Here is an 18,348-nt window from a genome sequence, read left to right as displayed (position 1 = left end):
GCCCAGGGCAGATGATGAAGGCGTGCGAACAGGGCATGGAGCGCCGTCTGGTGATCAAAATGGTGGATATGCAGCGTTGGTTTCATTTTTTGTTACACAGGCAACAGTTTACAGCCTGCTCCCTAGCCGGTACGGGGGTGGCAAGCGTATCATAGCCGCCGGAATTTTTAGAAAAAACACGCCGTTGTCTTATCGGGCCGACAGGCAAGCCGCCTGGCACTACCCCACCGAAGCACGGCTCATATGGAAGCCCTTGCTCTGCATCAAGCCGGAGACAAGGACCAGTGAGGATGATATGAGCATCATTAAAAAACAGGATTTTATCGATTCCATCGCCGACGCCCTGCAGTACATCTCCTACTACCATCCCCTCGATTTCGTGCAGGCCGCCAAGGCTGCCTATGACCGCGAGATCAACCCGGCCGCCAAGGACGCCCTGGCCCAGATCCTGATCAACTCCCGCATGTCCGCCGAAGGGCATCGCCCCCTGTGTCAGGATACCGGCATCGTCACCTGCTTCGTCAAGATCGGCATGCAGGTGCAGTGGGACAGCGACATGACGGTGCAGGAGATGGTGGACGAGGGCACCCGCCGTGCCTACACCAATCCGGACAACCCGCTGCGCGCCTCCGTGCTGGCCGACCCCGCCGGCAGTCGCAAGAACACCAAGGACAACGCCCCGGCCGTGGTGCACATCGACATGATCCCGGGTGACAAGGTGGAAGTGAGCATCGCGGCCAAGGGCGGCGGCTCCGAGAACAAGTCCAAGATGGTGATGCTCAACCCCTCCGACGACGTGGTGGAGTGGGTACTCAAAACCGTGCCGACCATGGGGGCTGGCTGGTGTCCACCGGGCATGCTGGGGATCGGCATCGGCGGTACCGCCGAGAAGGCAGCTGTACTGGCCAAAGAAGCCTTGATGGAGCATATCGACATTCAGGAGCTGATCGCCCGTGGTCCGGAGACCACCGAAGAGAAGCTGCGGGTCGATCTCTACGACAAGGTCAACAAGCTGGGGATCGGTGCCCAGGGGCTCGGCGGTCTTACTACCGTGCTGGATGTGAAGGTGAAATCTGCGCCGACCCACGCCGCCTCCAAGCCGGTGGTGATGATCCCCAACTGCGCGGCGACCCGTCACGTGCACTTCGAACTGGATGGCTCCGGCCCGGCCGAGCTGACACCGCCGAAGCTGGAAGATTGGCCGGAGATCACCCGCTCGGCTGGCGGCAACGTGCGCCGTGTCAATGTTGACGGCATCACCAAGGCAGAGCTCGCCAGCTGGAAGAGCGGGGATACCGTGCTGCTCTCCGGCAAGATCCTGACCGGTCGCGATGCCGCTCACAAACGCATTGCCGACATGCTGAAAAAAGGCGAGGGGCTGCCGGAAGGGGTCGACTTCACCAACCGCTTCATCTATTACGTCGGCCCGGTCGATGCCGTGCGTGACGAAGTGGTCGGCCCGGCCGGCCCGACCACCTCCACCCGGATGGACAAGTTCACCGACATGATGCTGGGAGAAACCGGCCTCATCGGTATGATCGGCAAATCCGAGCGAGGCCCCAAGACGGTCGAGAGCATCAAACAGCACCAGGCTGTCTATCTGATGGCCGTCGGCGGCGCCGCCTATCTGGTGGCCAAGGCCATCAAGAAGGCGCGGGTAGTGGCCTTTGCCGATCTGGGTATGGAAGCCATCTATGAGTTCGAGGTGGAAGACATGCCGGTGACTGTGGCGGTTGACTCTCAGGGCAACAATATCCATGAGACAGGCCCGGCTTACTGGTCTGCCAAGATTGCCGAGCTTGACGGCAAACTGGCGTGAGCGAAAGCTGTTTGATGGCTGTTCACTCACGGTCTTGAGACTTGTCTCGAGGCTCAACGTGAGCGGACACGGCGCGTGACTGTTATCGATACCACCGTTATACCGCTGCAGCCGTAGCAGACAGAACGAAGGCGACCCCAGGGTCGCCTTCTCTTTTGGCCTGCGTGCAGTCGCATTAGTGCCAACTGCCAACTGCCAACTGCCAACTGCCAACTGCCAACTGCCAACTGTGCTCAGTGTGAGGAGTTCTGCGCCTCGCTTTCAATACCGGCTTCCACTTCTGTCTGTTGGCAGGCTCTTGCAGCGGTTGCCTGATGGCTGCAGGGCTCTTGTCACTGAGTGATTGCTGGGCTGTTCAGCGCTCACCGAAAAACCCGTTCAACTCACCAGCCAATCCTGCAAGGCGTCTCCTCGCACTCTTGACGCCTGTTAGTGGTTGAGATAGACATCCTGCCCGCCATAGACCAGTGAACCACTGTGGACAGGAGAGGATGCGGTCGGCTCGAAGAAACGGGTCAGTACCCCGCAGCGTTGTCCCAGCTTGCTCAACTTGGCGCGATCCAGCATGACCTGCTCCGGCAGCCAGGTCAGCACGGCGGCGCAGCGGCCGTTGCCCAGACTCTGTTCCAGCGTACGCTGCCAGTTTTTGATCTTGGGGCTGTGCACCACCAATACTCTGGCGGGATTGATCCCCTGAGCCTGCAGCTGCTTGGCTACTGGCAGGCCGGGTGGCGCGATCAACAGGATCCAGCCGGTATCACCATGGCTCAGTCTCACCAGCTCATCAAGCAGCGGGGCTTCATGGGCAATCGTTGCGCTATAACGCTCATCATTCATGTTGCCTTGATGCCGGGTGGGCCAGGGATTGCTCATCCCGGCTGAGGTGGTGATCGGGTGCTGACTCATGGGCTGGCTCATATGTTTGTCCTGTATGAATAACCATGCTGTATGTGCATACAGTAGTTGCTGTTGGTGCCAGTGACAAGCCATTTGTGGTCAAAAATGTGATCGAATTGGCAGTGGTTGATTCTATGTTGTTGATTATAAAGGTTATTTATTTAATGTTGGCGGTGGGTGTTTTTTAGCCTATGGACAAAGCAGGAGGGGACGCCCATGGTTATACAGTATGTCTTGCACAGAGGAGAGATGAGATGGACGTCAGCACCTTGCAACGACTGGATGCCAATATCCTGCTCGGGATCATCAATGAGAAGCTGCGGCTGGAGTGTGACGGGCTGGAAGAGTTGTTGGCCTACTACGACATGACGGAAGATCAGCTGGCTACCCGCTTATTGCAGATAGGCTATCACTATGATCCCATGAGCAACCAGTTCAAAGCCCATGGTTGACCCGCAGAAATCAACCGAACAGCCTTGGTCTTTGCTTTTCATGAACGGCGCACATTGAAATCGTTTTCAATGTGCGCTGAATTTTCAGTTATTTTCAAGAATTTTCAGCACTTGGCAATCATTGAAAACCTATTCACGTATTTATATTTTTATGAAGAGATTAACTGTATGATTTTTAATGAAATTAAAGATTCATAATGACAGCTTTCAGGAAAGGGTTTTCAAGCTTGAACTGTCATTTTTATGCGTTAAAGTGTGACTTGCGTTAACTTTTAAACCAGCGGCTTTAGCTAGTATGCCCACGCCGGAACATATTCTGAGATAACAACAGCGCCGGTCCCTGATGGGATAACAATTTATTATTCTGTAACGAAGGAAATGGTTTATGGCTACCAAGAAGAAGACAGACCAGGATCTCCAACTGGATAAAGATCAGCTCAAGGCGAGTATCGTGCGTCACCTGCGTTCTACCTTGGGTACAAGCGAACAGAAAGCCTCGCCAGAAGCGTGGTGGAAAGCGACCGCAGCCGCCGTCAACGAACAGGTGTACGAGCGCCTGACCCGCACTCAGCAGACTCACTTCAAGAAAGATACTCGTGCGATTCACTATCTCTCTGCTGAATTCCTGATGGGGCGTTTGACCTCCAACAACCTGCACAACCTCTCCCTGTACAAAGTGTGCGAAGAGGCGCTGGGTGAACTCGGTCTGGAACTGACCGATCTGTGTGAACAAGAGCCCGACATGGCGCTCGGCAACGGCGGTCTGGGCCGTCTGGCCGCCTGCTTCATCGATTCCCTGGCGACTCTGAACTACCCGGCGGTCGGTTATGGTATCCACTACGAGCACGGCCTGTTCCGTCAGGAAATTCAGGATGGTCGCCAGATTGAGCGCCCTGACTCCTGGCGTGAATATGGCAACCCCTGGGAGATCTGCCGCCCGGAATCCGTGCAGGAGATCCCGCTCTACGGCTATGTCGAGACCGTATTTGGCGACAACGGTGGCCTCAAGAAGGTGTGGCACGCCGGCCGCAAGATCAAAGGGGTGCCTTGGGATATCCCGGTGGTCGGTTTTGGCGGTCATACCGTCAACATCCTGCGCCTGTGGGAATCCCGCGCCTCCGAGTTCTTTGACTGGGACGTGTTCAACGCCGGTGGCTATATCGATTCCCAGGCGGAGAAAGCACAGGCTGAGACCATCTCCAAGGTGCTCTATCCGAACGATGAGACCGATGCGGGCAAAGAGCTGCGCCTGATCCAGCAGTACTTCTTCTGTGCCTGCTCCATCAAAGACATCATGCGTCGCTACAAGCGGGTGCATGGCGCCGATTTCAGCAACTTTGCCGCCCAGATTGCCATCCAGCTCAACGATACTCACCCCACCGTGGCTATCCCGGAACTGATGCGGGTGCTGGTGGACGAAGAGGGGCTGACCTGGGACGCAGCCTGGGCCATCAGCTATCAGGTCTTCTCCTACACCAACCACACCCTGCTGCCGGAAGCGCTGGAGAAGTGGTCGGTCAGTTTGTTCGAGAAGGTGCTGCCCCGTCATCTTGAGGTGATTTACGAGATCAACGCCCGCTTCCTGAGCGAGCTGGTTGAACCCAAGTGGCCGGGTAACGATGCCATCAAGGCCAAGCTCTCCATCATCGAAGAGGGTGATGTGCGCAAGGTGCGCATGGGCAACCTGTGTGTCATTGGCTCCTCCAAGGTCAACGGCGTGGCCGAGATCCACTCCAAGCTGGTGAAAGAGGATCTCTTCCCCGAGTATGCCGAGCTGTGGCCCCAGAAGATGTGCAACGTCACCAACGGGGTCACCCCGCGTCGCTGGCTGCTGGCTTGCAACCCGGAACTGGCCGAGCTTTATAACGAGGTGGTGGGCAAAGAGTGGCCGCTGCAGCTCGACAAGCTGCGCAGCGTGGTCAAGTTTGCCGACGACAAGGCGTTCCAGCAGCAGTTCATGACCATCAAGCGCCACAACAAGGAGAAGCTGGTCAAGGTGATCAAGGCCGAAACCGGCATCGAGGTGAGCTCGGAGGCGATCTTCGACGTCCAGATCAAGCGTCTGCACGAGTACAAGCGCCAACAGCTGAACCTCATCCATATCATGGCGCTCTACCGTCGCCTGCTGGCCAACCCGGACTATGACATGCACCCGCGGGTGTTCATCTTCGGCTCCAAGGCGGCGCCCGGTTACAAGCTGGCCAAAGACATCATCTACGCCATCAACAAGCTGGCGGAGCGGGTCAACAACGATGCTCGCATCCAGGGCAAGCTGAAAGTGGTGTTCATGCCGAACTACCGCGTGAGCCTGGCCGAGAAGCTGATCCCGGCGGCTGATGTCTCCGAACAGATCTCCACCGCAGGCTATGAGGCCTCCGGTACCGGCAACATGAAGATGGCGCTCAACGGTGCCATCACCATCGGCACGCTGGACGGCGCCAACATCGAGATCGCCGAAGAGGCGGGAGCCGAGAACTGCGCCATCTTCGGTCTGAACGTGGACGAGGTGAAGGCATTGAAGGGGCGCGGCTACAACCCGTACGACTTCTACTATGCCAACTCCGAGCTCAAGGCCGTGCTGGACTGGTTTGATACCGACTACTTCACGCCGGGTCGTCCGGGCGAGCTCTCCTCCATCAAGCGCTCCTTGCTGGAAGGGGGGGATCCCTACCTGACCCTGGCCGATTTCGCCTCCTACTCGGAAGCCCACAAGCTGATCGATACCTGGTATCGGGATCCGGCCCTGTGGGTGAAGAAGGCCATCATCAACTCGGCCACCATGGGCAAGTTCAACTCCGATCGCTCCATCCAGGACTATGTGGATCGCATCTGGCAATTGAAACCCTGCAGCATCGGCTGACCAGATGGTAAACCAGCAAACCCCCGCCATGCGGGGGTTTTTTATTTTGCGTGGGCGTGTTGGTGGGAGGCTGCGCGGAAAAGAGAGCCCAGAGGGAAACGTCAAACCAGAACCGTCAAAATACGGATCTTTTAGTCGAGAAGGGGACTGTTACAGGTGGTGACTGGGTGAGAAGGGGGGGGGCCGTCTGGCCGAGCCTGCGTGCAGAAGAGCCAATAAAAAGGCCCCGTCAGGGGCCTTGGTACTCGGCATATCAGTGCAGTATGTCACCCATGAAGTAGGCGAGCAGGGTCAGGATGACGGTGAAAACCAGGTTCAGCACCAGGCCGGCCCGCATCATCTCACGCTGTTTGATATGGCCGCTGGCGAACACGATGGCGTTGGGCGGGGTGGCCACCGGCAGCATGAAGGCGCAGGAGGCGCCGACGGCGATCAGCACGGAGACGACGATGGGTGATACACCCAGCGCCTGGGCAACCCCGGCAAACAGCGGCACCAGCAGGGCGGCGGTGGCGGTGTTGGAGACCAGCTCGGTCAGGAACACCACGAACGCGGCCAGACAGAGCAGGATGATGAAGATCGGCATGGTGGCCAGACCGTTGGAGAGGTGCTCCGCCAGGAAGGCGTTGGCCCCGGTCTGTTTGAGGATGGCGCTTAAGGTGAGGCCACCACCAAACAGCATCAGCACGCCCCAGTCGGTGTTCTGGTTGATGTCATCCCAGCTGGCCACCCGGCTGATGGCAATCGCCACGATGGCGCCCATGGCGATCAGGGTATCGAACTGGGGAATGCCTCCCATTGCCTTGGCAATGGGCTGGGAGCCGATCCACAGCAGTACTGTGGTCAGGAAGATGAGCAAGGTGATCTTGCGTTGACCGGTCCACTGGATGGTGACCTTCTCGGTGCTGACCTGATGGGAGAGGTTGGGACGGGTCACCATATAAAGCAAGCCGATGCCCACTGGCATGAAGATGAGTACCACTGGGATGCCGAACTTCATCCAGTCGGTGAAACCCAGCCCCATCTGGGCAGCTGCGATGGCGTTGGGCGGGCTGCCGACCAGGGTGCCGATGCCACCGATGCTGGCGCTGTAGGCAACCCCCAGCAGGACGAAGACCAGAGTACGGCGCTCCTTGTGGGCGTCGAGCCCTTTCAGCATGCCGAGGGCCAGCGGCATCATCATGGCGGCGGTGGCGGTGTTGCTGATCCACATGGAGAGGGCGGCCGTGATGGTGAAGAGCACGATGGCGGCCCAGCCGAGGTGGCCCCTGGCAAGCTGCATCACCTTGGCGGCGATCTGGGTATCCAGCCCCTGTTTGGAGAGTGCGGCGGCCAGAGCAAAGCCGCCGAAGAACAGAAACAGCACCGGGTTGGCAAAATCCGTCAGCGACTTGCTCATGTCAAAGACCCCGAGCAGGGTGGCAAGTACCGGGATGGAGAGGGCCGTGATGGTGATGTTGACTGCTTCAGTCAGCCAGAGGATGGCGATGAAGACCAGGATCCCCAGCCCCTTGTTGACGTTGGGGTCAAAGGGGAGCCAGGCCAGCATGGCACAGAGCAGCAACACATCCAGGATGACGATCCCGGATTTGATGTCCAGCCAGCGTGATGGGGTAGTGGAGGGTACTGCAGATGTGTGCATATTGTTCTCTCGGTTAATTTATGGTTGTTGTTGTGTTGCCGAGATTACATTCATCCCCCTGTTTGAAACAGGGGGAACTAGTCAAAGCATGCCGGGACTCACAGAGTCAAGGTAAATGAAAACATTAAATAAACACAAATTAAACATACTGGTATCATTTGTGGCCTAGATGAAGCTGTGCAACCACTCCTTGAACATGCTGGGAGGAAGGGAGCCACTGCGCTGTGCCACCATCTTGCCCTGCTTGAAGACCATCAGGGTGGGAATGCTGCGAATGGCGTAACGGGCCGCAATGGCGGCTTGTTGCTCGGTATCGACCTTGACGAAGCGGAGCCTTGGTTCAAGTTCACTGGCAACTTGTTGAAAAACAGGTGAAAATTGAAGGCATGGCCCGCACCAGCTGGCCCAGAAGTCGACCACGACCGGGATGTCAGACTGGATCAGGGTATCGAACTGCTGCTCCAGGCCATTGGCCGGGGTAGTGGCGAACAGCCCGCTCTTGCAACGGCCGCATTTCGCGTTTGAATCCACTTTTTCTTCAGGCAGGCGGTTCCTGGTGAAGCAATGGCTACAATAGGTAGTGATAAATGACATAATTGATTCCTGTATGCATAAGCCCTGCAACATCTTATTGCACTGACAGGGCAGAGTAACGGTAACATAGTAGTCAGTTATCTTTCACAGCCAGTTATCCTGTGTCGACATGATGTCGGTGGATGCGTGGCCATGACATGAGAATCGAGACGGGATGAATAATGTGACACGGGTCAATCGTGTTGTGCTTAGCCTGATCATCGTATCGCTGCTGGCGTTTTCCGGCTATTGCTGGCAGCTGCTCAGCCAGCAGCAGAAGGCTTCCGAGCTCAGCGTTGCCGCAGAGTTGATCCTCAACCGGGTCAATACCGACACCGTCTATCTGCTTGGCCGCGAGAAGGCCAACGACGGCAACGTACAGCAACGTCTCAACCAGTTGTCGAGCAACCTCGACAGCTTCGTGCGCCAGGTGCGCAACGATCCCGACTCTGCCGACAATCCCCACTCCCAATCCCTGTTGCACGACATCGACAGCTATTTGCTCGACTTGGCCAAGCTTTATTCCATGGAGATGGCGATCGAGTACATAGAGCAGCCTTTTCAAAAGCAGCTCAACGGCTTGCTGGCCACCTTGCCGGCAGACTCTCCGCTTGCCATCGACCTGACCGAGCTGGCCCAGCTCAGTCACTACCTCAAGCGCAGCTGGGACAAGGGAGAGCAGCTGCGGCTGCAGGCCCTGCAGCGCCGCCTCAAGACGGCCTATCCCGCCAATCCCGAAGTGGCAGGGCTGGCCCAGTTGAGCGAGGATGTCAGCCATCAGGTGGTGGAGTACCACGTGCTGCGCAATCAGGTGATCGACATGCACGAACTGGAGGGGCTGTCACTCTGGAAGCAGAGCAAGATGGAGCAGGCCTCCTCCCTCAAGAGCCGCTTCTATCTGATGGTATTGGGGGGGGCCATGCTCTGTTTCGGGCTGGTGGCGGTGACCCTGTGGCGGCGCAACCAGAAGCTGAGCGAGTTGTCGCGCCAGACCGGCTTGCTGGCCCAGGCCAAGAGCGATTTTCTGGCCAACATGAGCCACGAGATCCGCACCCCCATGAACGCCATCATCGGGTTCAGCTCGCTGGCACTGCAGACCGAGCTGGATCAGCAGCAGCGGGATTATCTCAGCAAGATCAAATCCTCGTCGGATACCCTGCTGCTGCTCATCAACGACATTCTGGATCTGACCAAGGTGGAGTCCGGCAAGCTTACCCTGGAGGAGATCGACTTCGATCTGAGCGAGCAGATCGACTCGCTGGCCGGCATGTTTGCCGACCTGGCCGAGCGCAAGCAGGTCGAGGTCATCATCAACAAGTCGCCGGCCGTGCCGGATTTTCTGCGCGGTGATCCGCTGCGCCTCGGTCAGGTGCTGGTCAATCTGGTCAACAACGCCATCAAGTTTACCGAGCGGGGCGAGGTGGAAGTAGCCATCACCCTGGTCAACCAGCACCCCATGCAGGTGCGTTTCAGCGTGCGTGACACCGGCATCGGCATCGCCGAGGAGAAACAGGCCCAGCTGTTCCAGCCCTTCACCCAGCTGGAGGCAGGCAATACCCGCAAATACGGCGGCTCCGGGCTGGGTCTGAACATCTCCCAGCGTCTGGTCGAACTGATGGGGGGGCGGATCACGGTGCAGAGCAAGCCGGGAACGGGTTCGGTCTTCCAGTTCGAGATCCCCATGACCAAGGCTGTCTATGGTGTCTCCGGGCGGCGGGTATTCTTCGAACATCAGCCGCTGGTGCTGGTGATGGATGACAACGAGCTGGTGCTGGATCTGGCCAAGGATATCCTGGGCCGGGCCGGTGCCAGGGTGATGGCGGTCAACAGCCTCTCCCGGGCTCGTCAAGTGCTGCGGGAAGAGGGACAGAATATCCGGCTGGCCATTCTGGACTGGCGTATGGGGCAGGAAGACGGGCTGGATCTGGCGCTCGAGATGTATCAGCACAGCCAGTGGCGCCGTCTGCCGATCCTGATGACCAGTGCCTGGGCCAAGGAGGGACTGCATGGGCGGATGGAGAGCATGGGATTGACCCACTTCCTGCCCAAGCCGATGACCGAAAATGCCCTGCTGGCCAAGGTGGATGAACTGCTCAACGGCAGCTCCCACGATCAGCAGTTCCGTCAGGCCGAGGCACAGGGGGATCAGCAGCATTTTCGCGAGCTGCTGCAAGGCATCCGGGTACTGCTGGCCGAGGACAACCGGGTCAACCAGCAGCTCATCATCGAATACCTGCGCCGGGTCGATGCCCTGGTGACCGTGGTGGGCAACGGTCGGGAGGCGGTCGAACGGGTGGCCGAGCAGCCCTTCGACGTGATCCTGATGGACTTGCAGATGCCGGTGCTGGACGGGCTGGATGCTACCCGCCAGATCCGCAAGATGGTCGACAAGCACGATGTCCCTATCATCGCCCTGACCGCCAGCGCCATGCCGGGAGACAGGGAGCGTTGCCTCGGGGTCGGCATGAACGGCTATGTCACCAAGCCGGTCAGCAAGCTCGATCTCTACAACAACCTGCTGCAGTGGGTGAAGAGTGCCAGTGGCGAGCGGCGGGTGCCGCTCGAGGTGAAACCGCCCGACCTGATGGGAGTGCTGGATCTAGAGGATGCTCTCAGGCGGCTGGAGCAGGACAAGGAGGCGCTGCAGATCCTGTTCAAGCTGTTCATGTCGGAGCACAAGGATGACCTGTGGGAGATCCGCTCCGCCCTGCGTCGTCAGCAGCCCGATATCGCTTGTCGGTTGCTGCATACCCTCAAGGGGGTTTCCGCCAATATTTCCGCCTCCCGTCTGCAGATCATGGCCGGTGAGCTGGAGTGGCGGTTGCGCCAGCAGGAGGAGCTGACCGAGCAGGATCTGGAGCAGTTGCAACAGGTGTTCAGTCTGACCCGGGAGGAGGTGTCCCACTTCCTGCTCACCGGGGAGCAGCATGAAACACCGTACGCCGGTTTCGGACAGCGTGATGATCGCTTGTTGTAACAGGTGAAATAGCAATAATTCTCAAGCCGCTTGCTTCAGGCTATCATGACCCCTTCGTATCGCCCCCAGCCGGGGGCGATTGCATTGAGTTTCCCCGTGATGGGCGCCGGCCCTGGGCCGGTCGCGACAAAGGATATCTACGTGAGCGTATTTGCAAGGCTGGGCTGGTTCTTCAAGGAGCAGTGGCGGCGTTACCTGATCGCCATCTCCCTGTTGATGATGGTGGCCCTGTTGACCGTGATCCCGCCCAAGGTGGTGGGCTGGGTGGTGGATGGCATCGCCAAAGGCTCCCTTGATAGTGCAACCCTGACGGGCTATCTGGCCGGGCTGTTCGGCCTTGGCTTGCTCATCTATCTGCTGCGCTACGTGTGGCGGGTCATGCTGTTTGGCGCCTCCTACCGGCTCGCCTATGTGCTGCGCAACCGACTGTTCAGCCACTTCACCCGCATGAGCCCGGACTTTTATCAGCGCCACCGTACCGGCGATCTGATGGCCCATGCCACCAACGACATCCAGGCGGTGGAGATGACCGCCGGGGAAGGGGTGCTGACCCTGGTGGATTCCATCATCGTCGGGGTGCTGGTGCTCTCCATCATGTGCAGCCAGTACTCCTGGCAGCTGACCCTGCTCTCCCTGTTGCCGTTGCCGGTGATGGCATTCTTCATGAACCGCTTCGGCACCCAGATCTACAAGGAGTTCAAGGCGGCGCAGGGTGCTTTCTCCCGGCTCAACAACAAGACCCAGGAAGCGCTCTCCGGCGTGCGGGTGCTCAAGTCCTATGCGGTGGAGTCGCTCGAAGATCGCGGTTTTGCCGAGCTGACCCGGGAGGCGGGCGCCTGCAACATGGCGGTGGCCCGCATCGATGCCAAGTTTGATCCCGTGATCTACCTCTGCATCGGCTGCTCCTACTTTCTGGCGGTGGCCGGTGGCAGCGCCCTGGTGCTGCGTGACGAGCTGACCCTGGGGGAGCTCACCAGCTTCACCATGTACCTCGGCCAGCTGATCTGGCCCATGTTCGCCATCGCCTGGTTGTTCAACATCATCGAGCGTGGCAGCGCCGCCTATTCGCGGATCGAAAGCCTGCTCGGCGAGCGCAGCGACATTGAAGAGCCGGCCCAGCCGGTGGCGCTGGCCTCGGCCTTTCCGCTGAGCGCCGTGGCGCTCAGCTACCAGCTCGAGCTGCGCACCCTGCTGCGCAATGTGGATTTCACCCTGCAAGCCGGCGGCATGCTGGGGATTGTCGGGCGCACCGGCGCGGGCAAGAGTTCTCTGCTCAAGCTGTTGATGCGACTGGCCAACCCCACCGCGGGGGAGATCCGCATGGGGGAGGTGCCCATCTCGCAACTGGCGCTGGGTGAGCTGCGCGGTCAGTTTGCCTATGTGCCGCAGGAGCCGTTTCTCTTCTCCACCACCATTGCCGCCAACATCGCCCTCGGCCGTCCCGATGCCAGCCGGGAGGAGATTGAGCGGGTGGCGCGCATCGCCTGCGTGCACGACGACATCAGCCGTTTCCCCAAAGGCTATGAGACCGAAGTGGGGGAGAAGGGGGTGACCCTCTCCGGCGGTCAGAAGCAGCGGCTCGCCATCGCCCGTGCCCTGCTGCTAGAGGCATCCATTCTGGTGCTGGATGATGCCCTCTCGGCGGTGGATGCCCACACCGAGCAGCAGATCCTGCACGCCCTCAAGGCCCACAAGCGTACCCTGATCTTGGTCAGCCACCGGATGACGGCGGTGGAACAGGCCGACGAGATCCTGGTGCTGGAAGAGGGCCATGTCAGTGAGCGGGGTCGCCACGGCGCCCTGATGGCCCACAACGGCTGGTACGCCGACATGGTGCGTTACCAGCGTCTCGAGCAAGACGTGGAGGAGAGCCTGTGAGCCCACTCATCAAGAGCGCCTTCAGTCGGTGTGGCGCGGAGCCTGAGTGCTGGTATGCCGGCCTGGTGCCTCATCATCAGCGGCTGAAACAAGACGTGGAGGAGCGCCTGTGAACCCGACCATAAAACGACTGCTCGGGTACTGCGCCCGTTATCCGCGTTGGCTCATTCAGGCGGGGATCTGCCTGCTGCTGGCCACCGGCGCCGAAGTGGCCGGTCCCTTGCTCATCAAGCTGTTCATCGACGACTATCTGGCGCCGCGCCAGCTGGTGTGGCCCGCCATCGCGGCCATCGCCGCCGGCTATCTCGGCCTGCAGGTATTGTCTGCGGCCGGTTTTTACCTGCAATCCCTGCGTTTCAACCGCATCGCCCAGGCGGTGGTGCAGCGACTGCGCGAGCAGGTGTTTGCCACCGCCATCCGGCTGCCGGCCCGCTACTTTGACCAGCATCGCTCCGGCTCGCTCATCTCCCGCATTACCAACGACACCGAGGCGATCATGAACCTCTATGTGCAGGTGATCGGGCTGCTGGTGCAGAAGGTGGTGCTGCTGTGCGGCATCCTCATCTCCATGGCGCTGCTGGATCTGCGGCTGATGCTGGTGTGTGCCTGTCTGTTGCCGGCGGTGGGTGGCGTGATGTGGCTCTATCAGAAACTGAGCGTGCCCGTGGTGCGGGCGACCCGCAGCCTGCTCTCCGACATCAACAGTCGCCTCAACGAGTCGCTGCAGGGGATGCCGGTCATCCAGGCCATGGTGCAGGAGCGCCATTTCGCCAACGCCTTTGCCGAGGTGAACCAGCAGCACTGGGCGGCGCGCCTCAAGAGCCTCAAGATCAACGGCATCCTGCTGCGCCCGCTCATCGATCTCTTCTACATGATGGTGCTGATCGGCCTGTTGGCGCTGTTTGCCCGCGAGGGGCTGAGTGCGGAGGGCGCCATCCAGGTGGGGGTGCTCTACGCCTTCATCAGCTATTTGGGGCGGATGATCGAGCCGCTCATCGAGATGACCAACCAGCTCAACCAGCTGCAGCAGGCCATGGTGGCCGGGGAGCGTGTCTTTGCCCTGCTCGATGAAACCCGCGAGAGCACCGAGGGCGAGATGCGCCCGCTCAAGGGGCAGGTGAGCTTCGAGCGGGTGGGTTTCTCCTACGATGGTGAGCAGCAGGTGCTGCGCGACGTGAGCTTTACCGCCAAACCGGGCCAGATGCTGGCGCTGGTGGGCCATACCGGCAGCGGCAAGTCCACCATCATCAGCCTGCTGATGGGTTTCTACCCGCTGGATCAGGGCACCATCCGCTTCGATGATCATCCGATGGCGAGCCTGTCGCTCTCGGCGGTGCGGCGCAGCATCGGGCTGGTCCAGCAAGATCCCTTCATCTTCGTTGGGACGTTGGCGGAAAACCTGCGCCTTGGCCGCGACGGTATCGACGAGGCACGGCTGTGGCAGGCGCTGACCGAGGTACAGCTGGCCGAGTTCGTGCTGAGCCTGCCGGAGGGCTTGAACACCCTGATGGAGGAGGGGGGCAAGAACCTTTCCGCCGGTCAACGTCAGCTGCTCTCCTTTGCCCGCGCTCTGGTGGGGGATCCGCGCATCCTCATTTTGGACGAGGCGACCGCCAGCGTGGACTCCCAGACCGAGCTGGCCCTCTCTTCGGCGCTGGCGGCGGCGCGCCGCGGCCGCACCACCATCGCCATCGCCCACCGCCTCTCGACCATCGTCGATGCGGACGAGATCCTGCTGCTCTCGCGTGGTCAGGTGAACGAGCGGGGTACCCATGGCGAGTTGATGGCGCTGGGCGGCCATTATGCCCAGCTGTTCGAGATGCAGAGCCAGGGGGCCTGGCTGGAAGAGAAGCGGGCCTGATCGCCACAGGAACGAGAAGAGGGAACCCGTGCGGTTCCCTCTTTTTTTGGGTGGTGAAAAGGTGGCAAGCGTGATCCGCGTCCTTGTCGAACGCCAGCCATGCTGGCAACATGTTGTTTACATCAACTCATCGGATCAGTTCGCATATGGATTTGCAACGTTTGAAGGCCAACCTGGCGCTGCGGCTCTTTGCCTGGCGCTACATCCCCGTCATCGGTTTTTGTGCCCCGGTCATCGAAGAGATGAGCGCCAAGGCGCTGCGCATTCGCATTCCGCTCGGCTGGCGCACCCGCAACCACCTGGGCAGCATGTACTTCGGCGCGCTGGCGACCGGCGCCGATCTGGTGGGCGGTCTGCTGGTGATGGAGAAGGGGCGGCAGCGGCGCAAGAAGGTGCACTTCGCCTTCAAGGATGTGCAGGGGGAGTTTCTGAAACGGCCCGAGGGGGATGTGCAGTTTGACTGTGCGGCCGGGGAGGAGATCGACGCCATGATCGACGAGTCGCTGGCCAGCGGTCAGCGCATCAACCGTCCCATCCAGGTGGTGGCCACCTGTCCGTCACTGAACGGAGATGAGGCGATGGCGCGCTTCGTGTTGACCCTGTCGATCAAGGCCAGCTGAATGCCAAAGGGCGCGTCGGCGCCCTTATTCAAGCGAGGTCAGAGGATCTCAGGGCTGACCCCTTCCTTCACCACCACTTTCATGCCGTTGAAGTTGACCACTTGCTCGGCCACTGTGCTGGGTAGCACTTGCGTGGCAGAGCGCCGGGATCAGAGGATCTCGGGGCTGACGCCCTCTTTCACCACGACCTTCATGCCGTTGAAGTTGACTACTTGCTCGGCCACGATCTTGCAGCGCTTGCGGGTCTCGACCTGACCGTCCACCTCTACCAGCCCTTCGGCAACCAGCGCCTTGGCCGCACCGCCACAATCGGCCCAACCCTGATGTTTGATAAGGTCGCACAAGGCAACGAAGGGGTGGCCTTCGAGCAGAAACGTCTCCATGGGAAATCCTCTAGTGGATGAATGGCTGAAACAGCAGGGCGATTATTCTAGGCAGTTCGGGCCGTCAAGGAAAGGGCAAGGGTATATGTCTGCGGGCAATTGTGGCTTGCAAGACCATTTTGGGGGTGCACACCATAGCAGTCAGCCCGGCTGTTGCCGGGCTGACTGAGATCATGGGGCAAATCCTTTTCAGCCAAACTTCACCACGGCTTCACCGCTGACGGCGATGGCGCCGGTTGCCGTCAGGATGCGGGTGGTCAGGGTGATGATGGGCTTGTCGCTGCGCAGGGCGATGACCTCCACCTCTGCCGTCACCTCATCCCCCACAAACACCGGCTGCTTGAAGGCGAGGCTCTGACCGAGGTAGACGGTGCCCTTGCCCGGCAGTTGCTGGCCCAGCAGCCCCGAAAAGAGACTGGCCAGCAACATGCCATGCACGATGGGGCGCTCGAACGGCGTGGTGGCGGCGAAGGCGGGATCCAGGTGCAGCGGATTGAAATCCTCCGACAACCCGGCAAACGCCTCGACCTCTGCCGCCCCGAACCGCTTGATCAGGCTGGCTTTTTGGCCCACCTCGAAGGGAAGCATGCTCATGCTGGCTCCTCCTCGGGGGTTTGGGTAAAGACCGGGTTGAGCCGTACCTTGACGTAGCTGCCGGGCGCCGCCTCCAGCCCTTCGCTCGGGATGCGGGCGGGAAGGGGGGCGGGATCCTCTTCCCGGCTCTGGATAAAGGTCGCCATCTGCGGCCACCAGGATCCTGGGGTGTGGCTTGCGCCGGCGAGCCACGCCTCGGGGCTGGTGGCCTCGGCGTCGTTCTGCCAGAAGCCGTACTTGTTGGCGTCCGGCGGATTGACGATGCCAGCGATGTGGCCCGATTCAGCCAGGATGAAGCGCTGCTCGCCACCGAACAGTTTCATGCCCTGCCAGGTTCCTTGCCAGAGGGCGATGTGATCGTCCATGGCCGAGACCAGCAGCACCGGGGTCTTCACCTTGCCGAGATCGATGCGGGTGTGGCGGATCTTGAGCTCCCCCTTCACCAGCTGGTTCTCCAGATAGAGCCGGCGCAGCAGACTGCTGTGGGTCTTGCCTGCCACGTTGGTGCTGTCGCTGTTCCAGTGCAGCAGATCGAACGCCACCGGGCTCTGTCCCTTGAGGTAGCTGTCGATGTAGTAATTCCAGTAGAGGCTGTTCTCCCGCAGCAGGCTGAAGGAGACCGCCAGCTGGCGCCCGTCCATGATGCCCTTGGCCTCGTTCTGGGCTTCCAGCGCCGCAATGATGGGCTCGTGGATAAAGATGCCAAGCTCTCCCGGTTGGGAGAAGTCGAGCAGGGTGGTGAACAGGGTGGCGGAGCGAACCCGTTGCTTCTGGCGTCTGGCGGCCAGCCAGCCCATGGCCAGGGAGAGGGCGGTACCGCCGATGCAGTAGCCGATGCCGTGCACTTCCCGCTCGCCGGTGGCCGCCTCCACGCCATCCAGCGCGGCGATGACCCCGTCGACCACGTAGTCGTCGAGATCGATGTCGGCCTGGGCCGGACCCGGGTTGCGCCAGGAGATCATGAACACCGTCTGGCCCTGGGCGACCAGCCAGGCCACCAGGGAGTTCTGGGGCCGCATGTCCAGGATGTAGTACTTGTTGATGAAGGGCGGCACGATCAACACCGGCGTCCTGGCCACCGTTTCCGTGGTCGGGCTGTACTGAATGAGCTCATACAGCTCGGTGCGCTGCACCACCCGGCCCGGCGTCAGCGCCAGATCCCGCCCCAGCTCGAAGGCGGACTCGTCGGTCAGCCGGATGTTGAGCTGATCGGCGCTGCGCTCGAGATCTTCGGCCAGCAGCGCCAGCCCGCGCACCAGATTCTGACCGTCAGACTCCAGGGTCAGCTTGAGCAGCTCCGGGTTGGTGGCCAGAAAGTTGCTGGGGGCCATGGCGTTGATGTACTGGCGGGTAAAGAAACGCAGCCGCTCCCGGCTCTTCTGGGGCACCCCTTCGAGGGCATCCACCGAAGCCAGCAGGTGCTTGGCGGTCAGCAGATAGGATTGTTTGAGGTAGTCATAGATAGGCTGCTCACTCCAGGCCTCGGCCTTGAAGCGGCGATCGCTGCGCTCGGGGGCGATGAGCGGTTCGCTCTGCTGGCCTGCGCTTTTGAGCAGGGTGTGCTGCATCAACTTGAGCTGATCCTGCCACCAGTTCATCTGGGCATTGATCAGTTGCCAGGGCTGCTGGCTACCCTGCTCCAGCACCTGGCCGAGATCGTCGAGATTGGTCTGCAGCAGGGCTTGGGCCGTGCGCTCGGTCTGCGCCTTGGCCATGTCCAGCAGCTTGTCGTTGTAGTGGGCCAGGGCCTCGAACAGCGGGCCGTAAGATGATTGGCTCATGTTCTCTCCTT

The 18,348-nt window shown here is 60.2% G+C and carries 13 protein-coding genes; 7 read left to right on the top strand and 6 right to left on the bottom strand.

All coding sequences use genetic code 11. The features are described from left to right. The first annotated feature begins 295 nt into the window (after nucleotides 1–295). Nucleotides 296–1,819 carry a fumarate hydratase gene (locus tag ACB032_RS14490; protein WP_371138175.1) on the top strand — a complete coding sequence of 508 codons (1,524 nt, stop codon included), beginning with the start codon at nucleotides 296–298 and terminating at the stop codon, nucleotides 1,817–1,819. 429 nt (nucleotides 1,820–2,248) lie between these two features. On the opposite strand, the gene ACB032_RS14485 is transcribed toward ACB032_RS14490, so the two are convergent. Further along, nucleotides 2,249–2,737 (bottom strand): cell division inhibitor, encoded by a 489-nt coding sequence (locus ACB032_RS14485; protein WP_371138174.1) that lies wholly within the window; start codon nucleotides 2,735–2,737, stop codon nucleotides 2,249–2,251. 233 nt (nucleotides 2,738–2,970) lie between these two features. Between ACB032_RS14485 and ACB032_RS14480 the strand changes: the two genes are divergently transcribed. Beyond that, nucleotides 2,971–3,168: a DUF4250 domain-containing protein gene (locus tag ACB032_RS14480; protein WP_005300391.1), complete on the top strand. Its 198-nt coding sequence runs from the start codon at nucleotides 2,971–2,973 to the stop codon at nucleotides 3,166–3,168. Between the two features lie 385 nt (nucleotides 3,169–3,553). After that, nucleotides 3,554–6,028 carry a glycogen/starch/alpha-glucan phosphorylase gene (locus tag ACB032_RS14475; protein ID WP_168755024.1) on the top strand — a complete coding sequence of 825 codons (2,475 nt, stop codon included), beginning with the start codon at nucleotides 3,554–3,556 and terminating at the stop codon, nucleotides 6,026–6,028. 253 nt (nucleotides 6,029–6,281) lie between these two features. Here ACB032_RS14475 and ACB032_RS14470 read toward each other — a convergent pair whose 3' ends face one another. Continuing rightward, complete coding sequence (locus ACB032_RS14470) at nucleotides 6,282–7,670, bottom strand: DASS family sodium-coupled anion symporter (protein WP_043163108.1); 1,389 nt, start codon at nucleotides 7,668–7,670, stop codon at nucleotides 6,282–6,284. 165 nt (nucleotides 7,671–7,835) lie between these two features. Continuing rightward, nucleotides 7,836–8,264 carry a thioredoxin TrxC gene (trxC, locus tag ACB032_RS14465; protein WP_371138173.1) on the bottom strand — a complete coding sequence of 143 codons (429 nt, stop codon included), beginning with the start codon at nucleotides 8,262–8,264 and terminating at the stop codon, nucleotides 7,836–7,838. Between the two features lie 154 nt (nucleotides 8,265–8,418). On the opposite strand from trxC, the gene ACB032_RS14460 reads away from it, so the two are divergent. The 4 genes from ACB032_RS14460 (at nucleotide 8,419) to ACB032_RS14445 (ending at nucleotide 15,579) form a co-directional block, all read left to right on the top strand. Continuing rightward, on the top strand, nucleotides 8,419–11,220 hold the full coding sequence (locus ACB032_RS14460) for a response regulator (RefSeq protein ID WP_106552681.1): 2,802 nt from the start codon (nucleotides 8,419–8,421) through the stop codon (nucleotides 11,218–11,220). Nucleotides 11,221–11,361: 141 nt separating this feature from the next. Further along, nucleotides 11,362–13,098 carry an ABC transporter transmembrane domain-containing protein gene (locus tag ACB032_RS14455; RefSeq protein ID WP_371138172.1) on the top strand — a complete coding sequence of 579 codons (1,737 nt, stop codon included), beginning with the start codon at nucleotides 11,362–11,364 and terminating at the stop codon, nucleotides 13,096–13,098. A gap of 109 nt (nucleotides 13,099–13,207) precedes the next feature. Continuing rightward, nucleotides 13,208–14,959: an ABC transporter transmembrane domain-containing protein gene (locus ACB032_RS14450; protein ID WP_371138171.1), complete on the top strand. Its 1,752-nt coding sequence runs from the start codon at nucleotides 13,208–13,210 to the stop codon at nucleotides 14,957–14,959. A 146-nt stretch (nucleotides 14,960–15,105) separates the two neighbouring features. Continuing rightward, on the top strand, nucleotides 15,106–15,579 hold the full coding sequence (locus ACB032_RS14445; protein ID WP_005300417.1) for a DUF4442 domain-containing protein: 474 nt from the start codon (nucleotides 15,106–15,108) through the stop codon (nucleotides 15,577–15,579). Between the two features lie 149 nt (nucleotides 15,580–15,728). On the opposite strand, the gene ybcJ is transcribed toward ACB032_RS14445, so the two are convergent. From ybcJ to ACB032_RS14430, 3 genes are all read right to left on the bottom strand, one after another. Next, on the bottom strand, nucleotides 15,729–15,962 hold the full coding sequence (gene ybcJ, locus ACB032_RS14440) for a ribosome-associated protein YbcJ (protein ID WP_010674882.1): 234 nt from the start codon (nucleotides 15,960–15,962) through the stop codon (nucleotides 15,729–15,731). Between the two features lie 189 nt (nucleotides 15,963–16,151). Further along, nucleotides 16,152–16,556 (bottom strand): MaoC family dehydratase, encoded by a 405-nt coding sequence (locus ACB032_RS14435; RefSeq protein ID WP_371138170.1) that lies wholly within the window; start codon nucleotides 16,554–16,556, stop codon nucleotides 16,152–16,154. Further along, a complete protein-coding gene (locus tag ACB032_RS14430; RefSeq protein ID WP_371138169.1) occupies nucleotides 16,553–18,337 on the bottom strand; it encodes a class I poly(R)-hydroxyalkanoic acid synthase in 1,785 nt (594 codons plus the stop codon). Before ACB032_RS14430 ends, ACB032_RS14435 begins: the two co-directional genes overlap by 4 nt. Between the last annotated feature and the right edge of the window lie 11 nt (nucleotides 18,338–18,348).

It is taken from the genome of Aeromonas sp. S5(2024) (assembly GCF_041403025.1).
Classification (GTDB): Bacteria; Pseudomonadota; Gammaproteobacteria; order Enterobacterales; family Aeromonadaceae; genus Aeromonas; species Aeromonas hydrophila.
The sequence above is the reverse complement of the archived record's forward strand: the minus strand, read 5'-3'. Positions and strand labels throughout refer to the sequence as shown.

Coding starts and splice junctions, on each gene's coding strand:
- ACB032_RS14490 (WP_371138175.1), top strand. CDS start 296: ATGAGCATCATTAAAAAACAGGATTTTATCGATTCCATCGCCGACGCC.
- ACB032_RS14485 (WP_371138174.1), bottom strand. CDS start 2,737: ATGAGCCAGCCCATGAGTCAGCACCCGATCACCACCTCAGCCGGGATG.
- ACB032_RS14480 (WP_005300391.1), top strand. CDS start 2,971: ATGGACGTCAGCACCTTGCAACGACTGGATGCCAATATCCTGCTCGGG.
- ACB032_RS14475 (WP_168755024.1), top strand. CDS start 3,554: ATGGCTACCAAGAAGAAGACAGACCAGGATCTCCAACTGGATAAAGAT.
- ACB032_RS14470 (WP_043163108.1), bottom strand. CDS start 7,670: ATGCACACATCTGCAGTACCCTCCACTACCCCATCACGCTGGCTGGAC.
- trxC (WP_371138173.1), bottom strand. CDS start 8,264: ATGTCATTTATCACTACCTATTGTAGCCATTGCTTCACCAGGAACCGC.
- ACB032_RS14460 (WP_106552681.1), top strand. CDS start 8,419: ATGAATAATGTGACACGGGTCAATCGTGTTGTGCTTAGCCTGATCATC.
- ACB032_RS14445 (WP_005300417.1), top strand. CDS start 15,106: ATGGATTTGCAACGTTTGAAGGCCAACCTGGCGCTGCGGCTCTTTGCC.
- ybcJ (WP_010674882.1), bottom strand. CDS start 15,962: ATGGAGACGTTTCTGCTCGAAGGCCACCCCTTCGTTGCCTTGTGCGAC.
- ACB032_RS14435 (WP_371138170.1), bottom strand. CDS start 16,556: ATGAGCATGCTTCCCTTCGAGGTGGGCCAAAAAGCCAGCCTGATCAAG.
- ACB032_RS14430 (WP_371138169.1), bottom strand. CDS start 18,337: ATGAGCCAATCATCTTACGGCCCGCTGTTCGAGGCCCTGGCCCACTAC.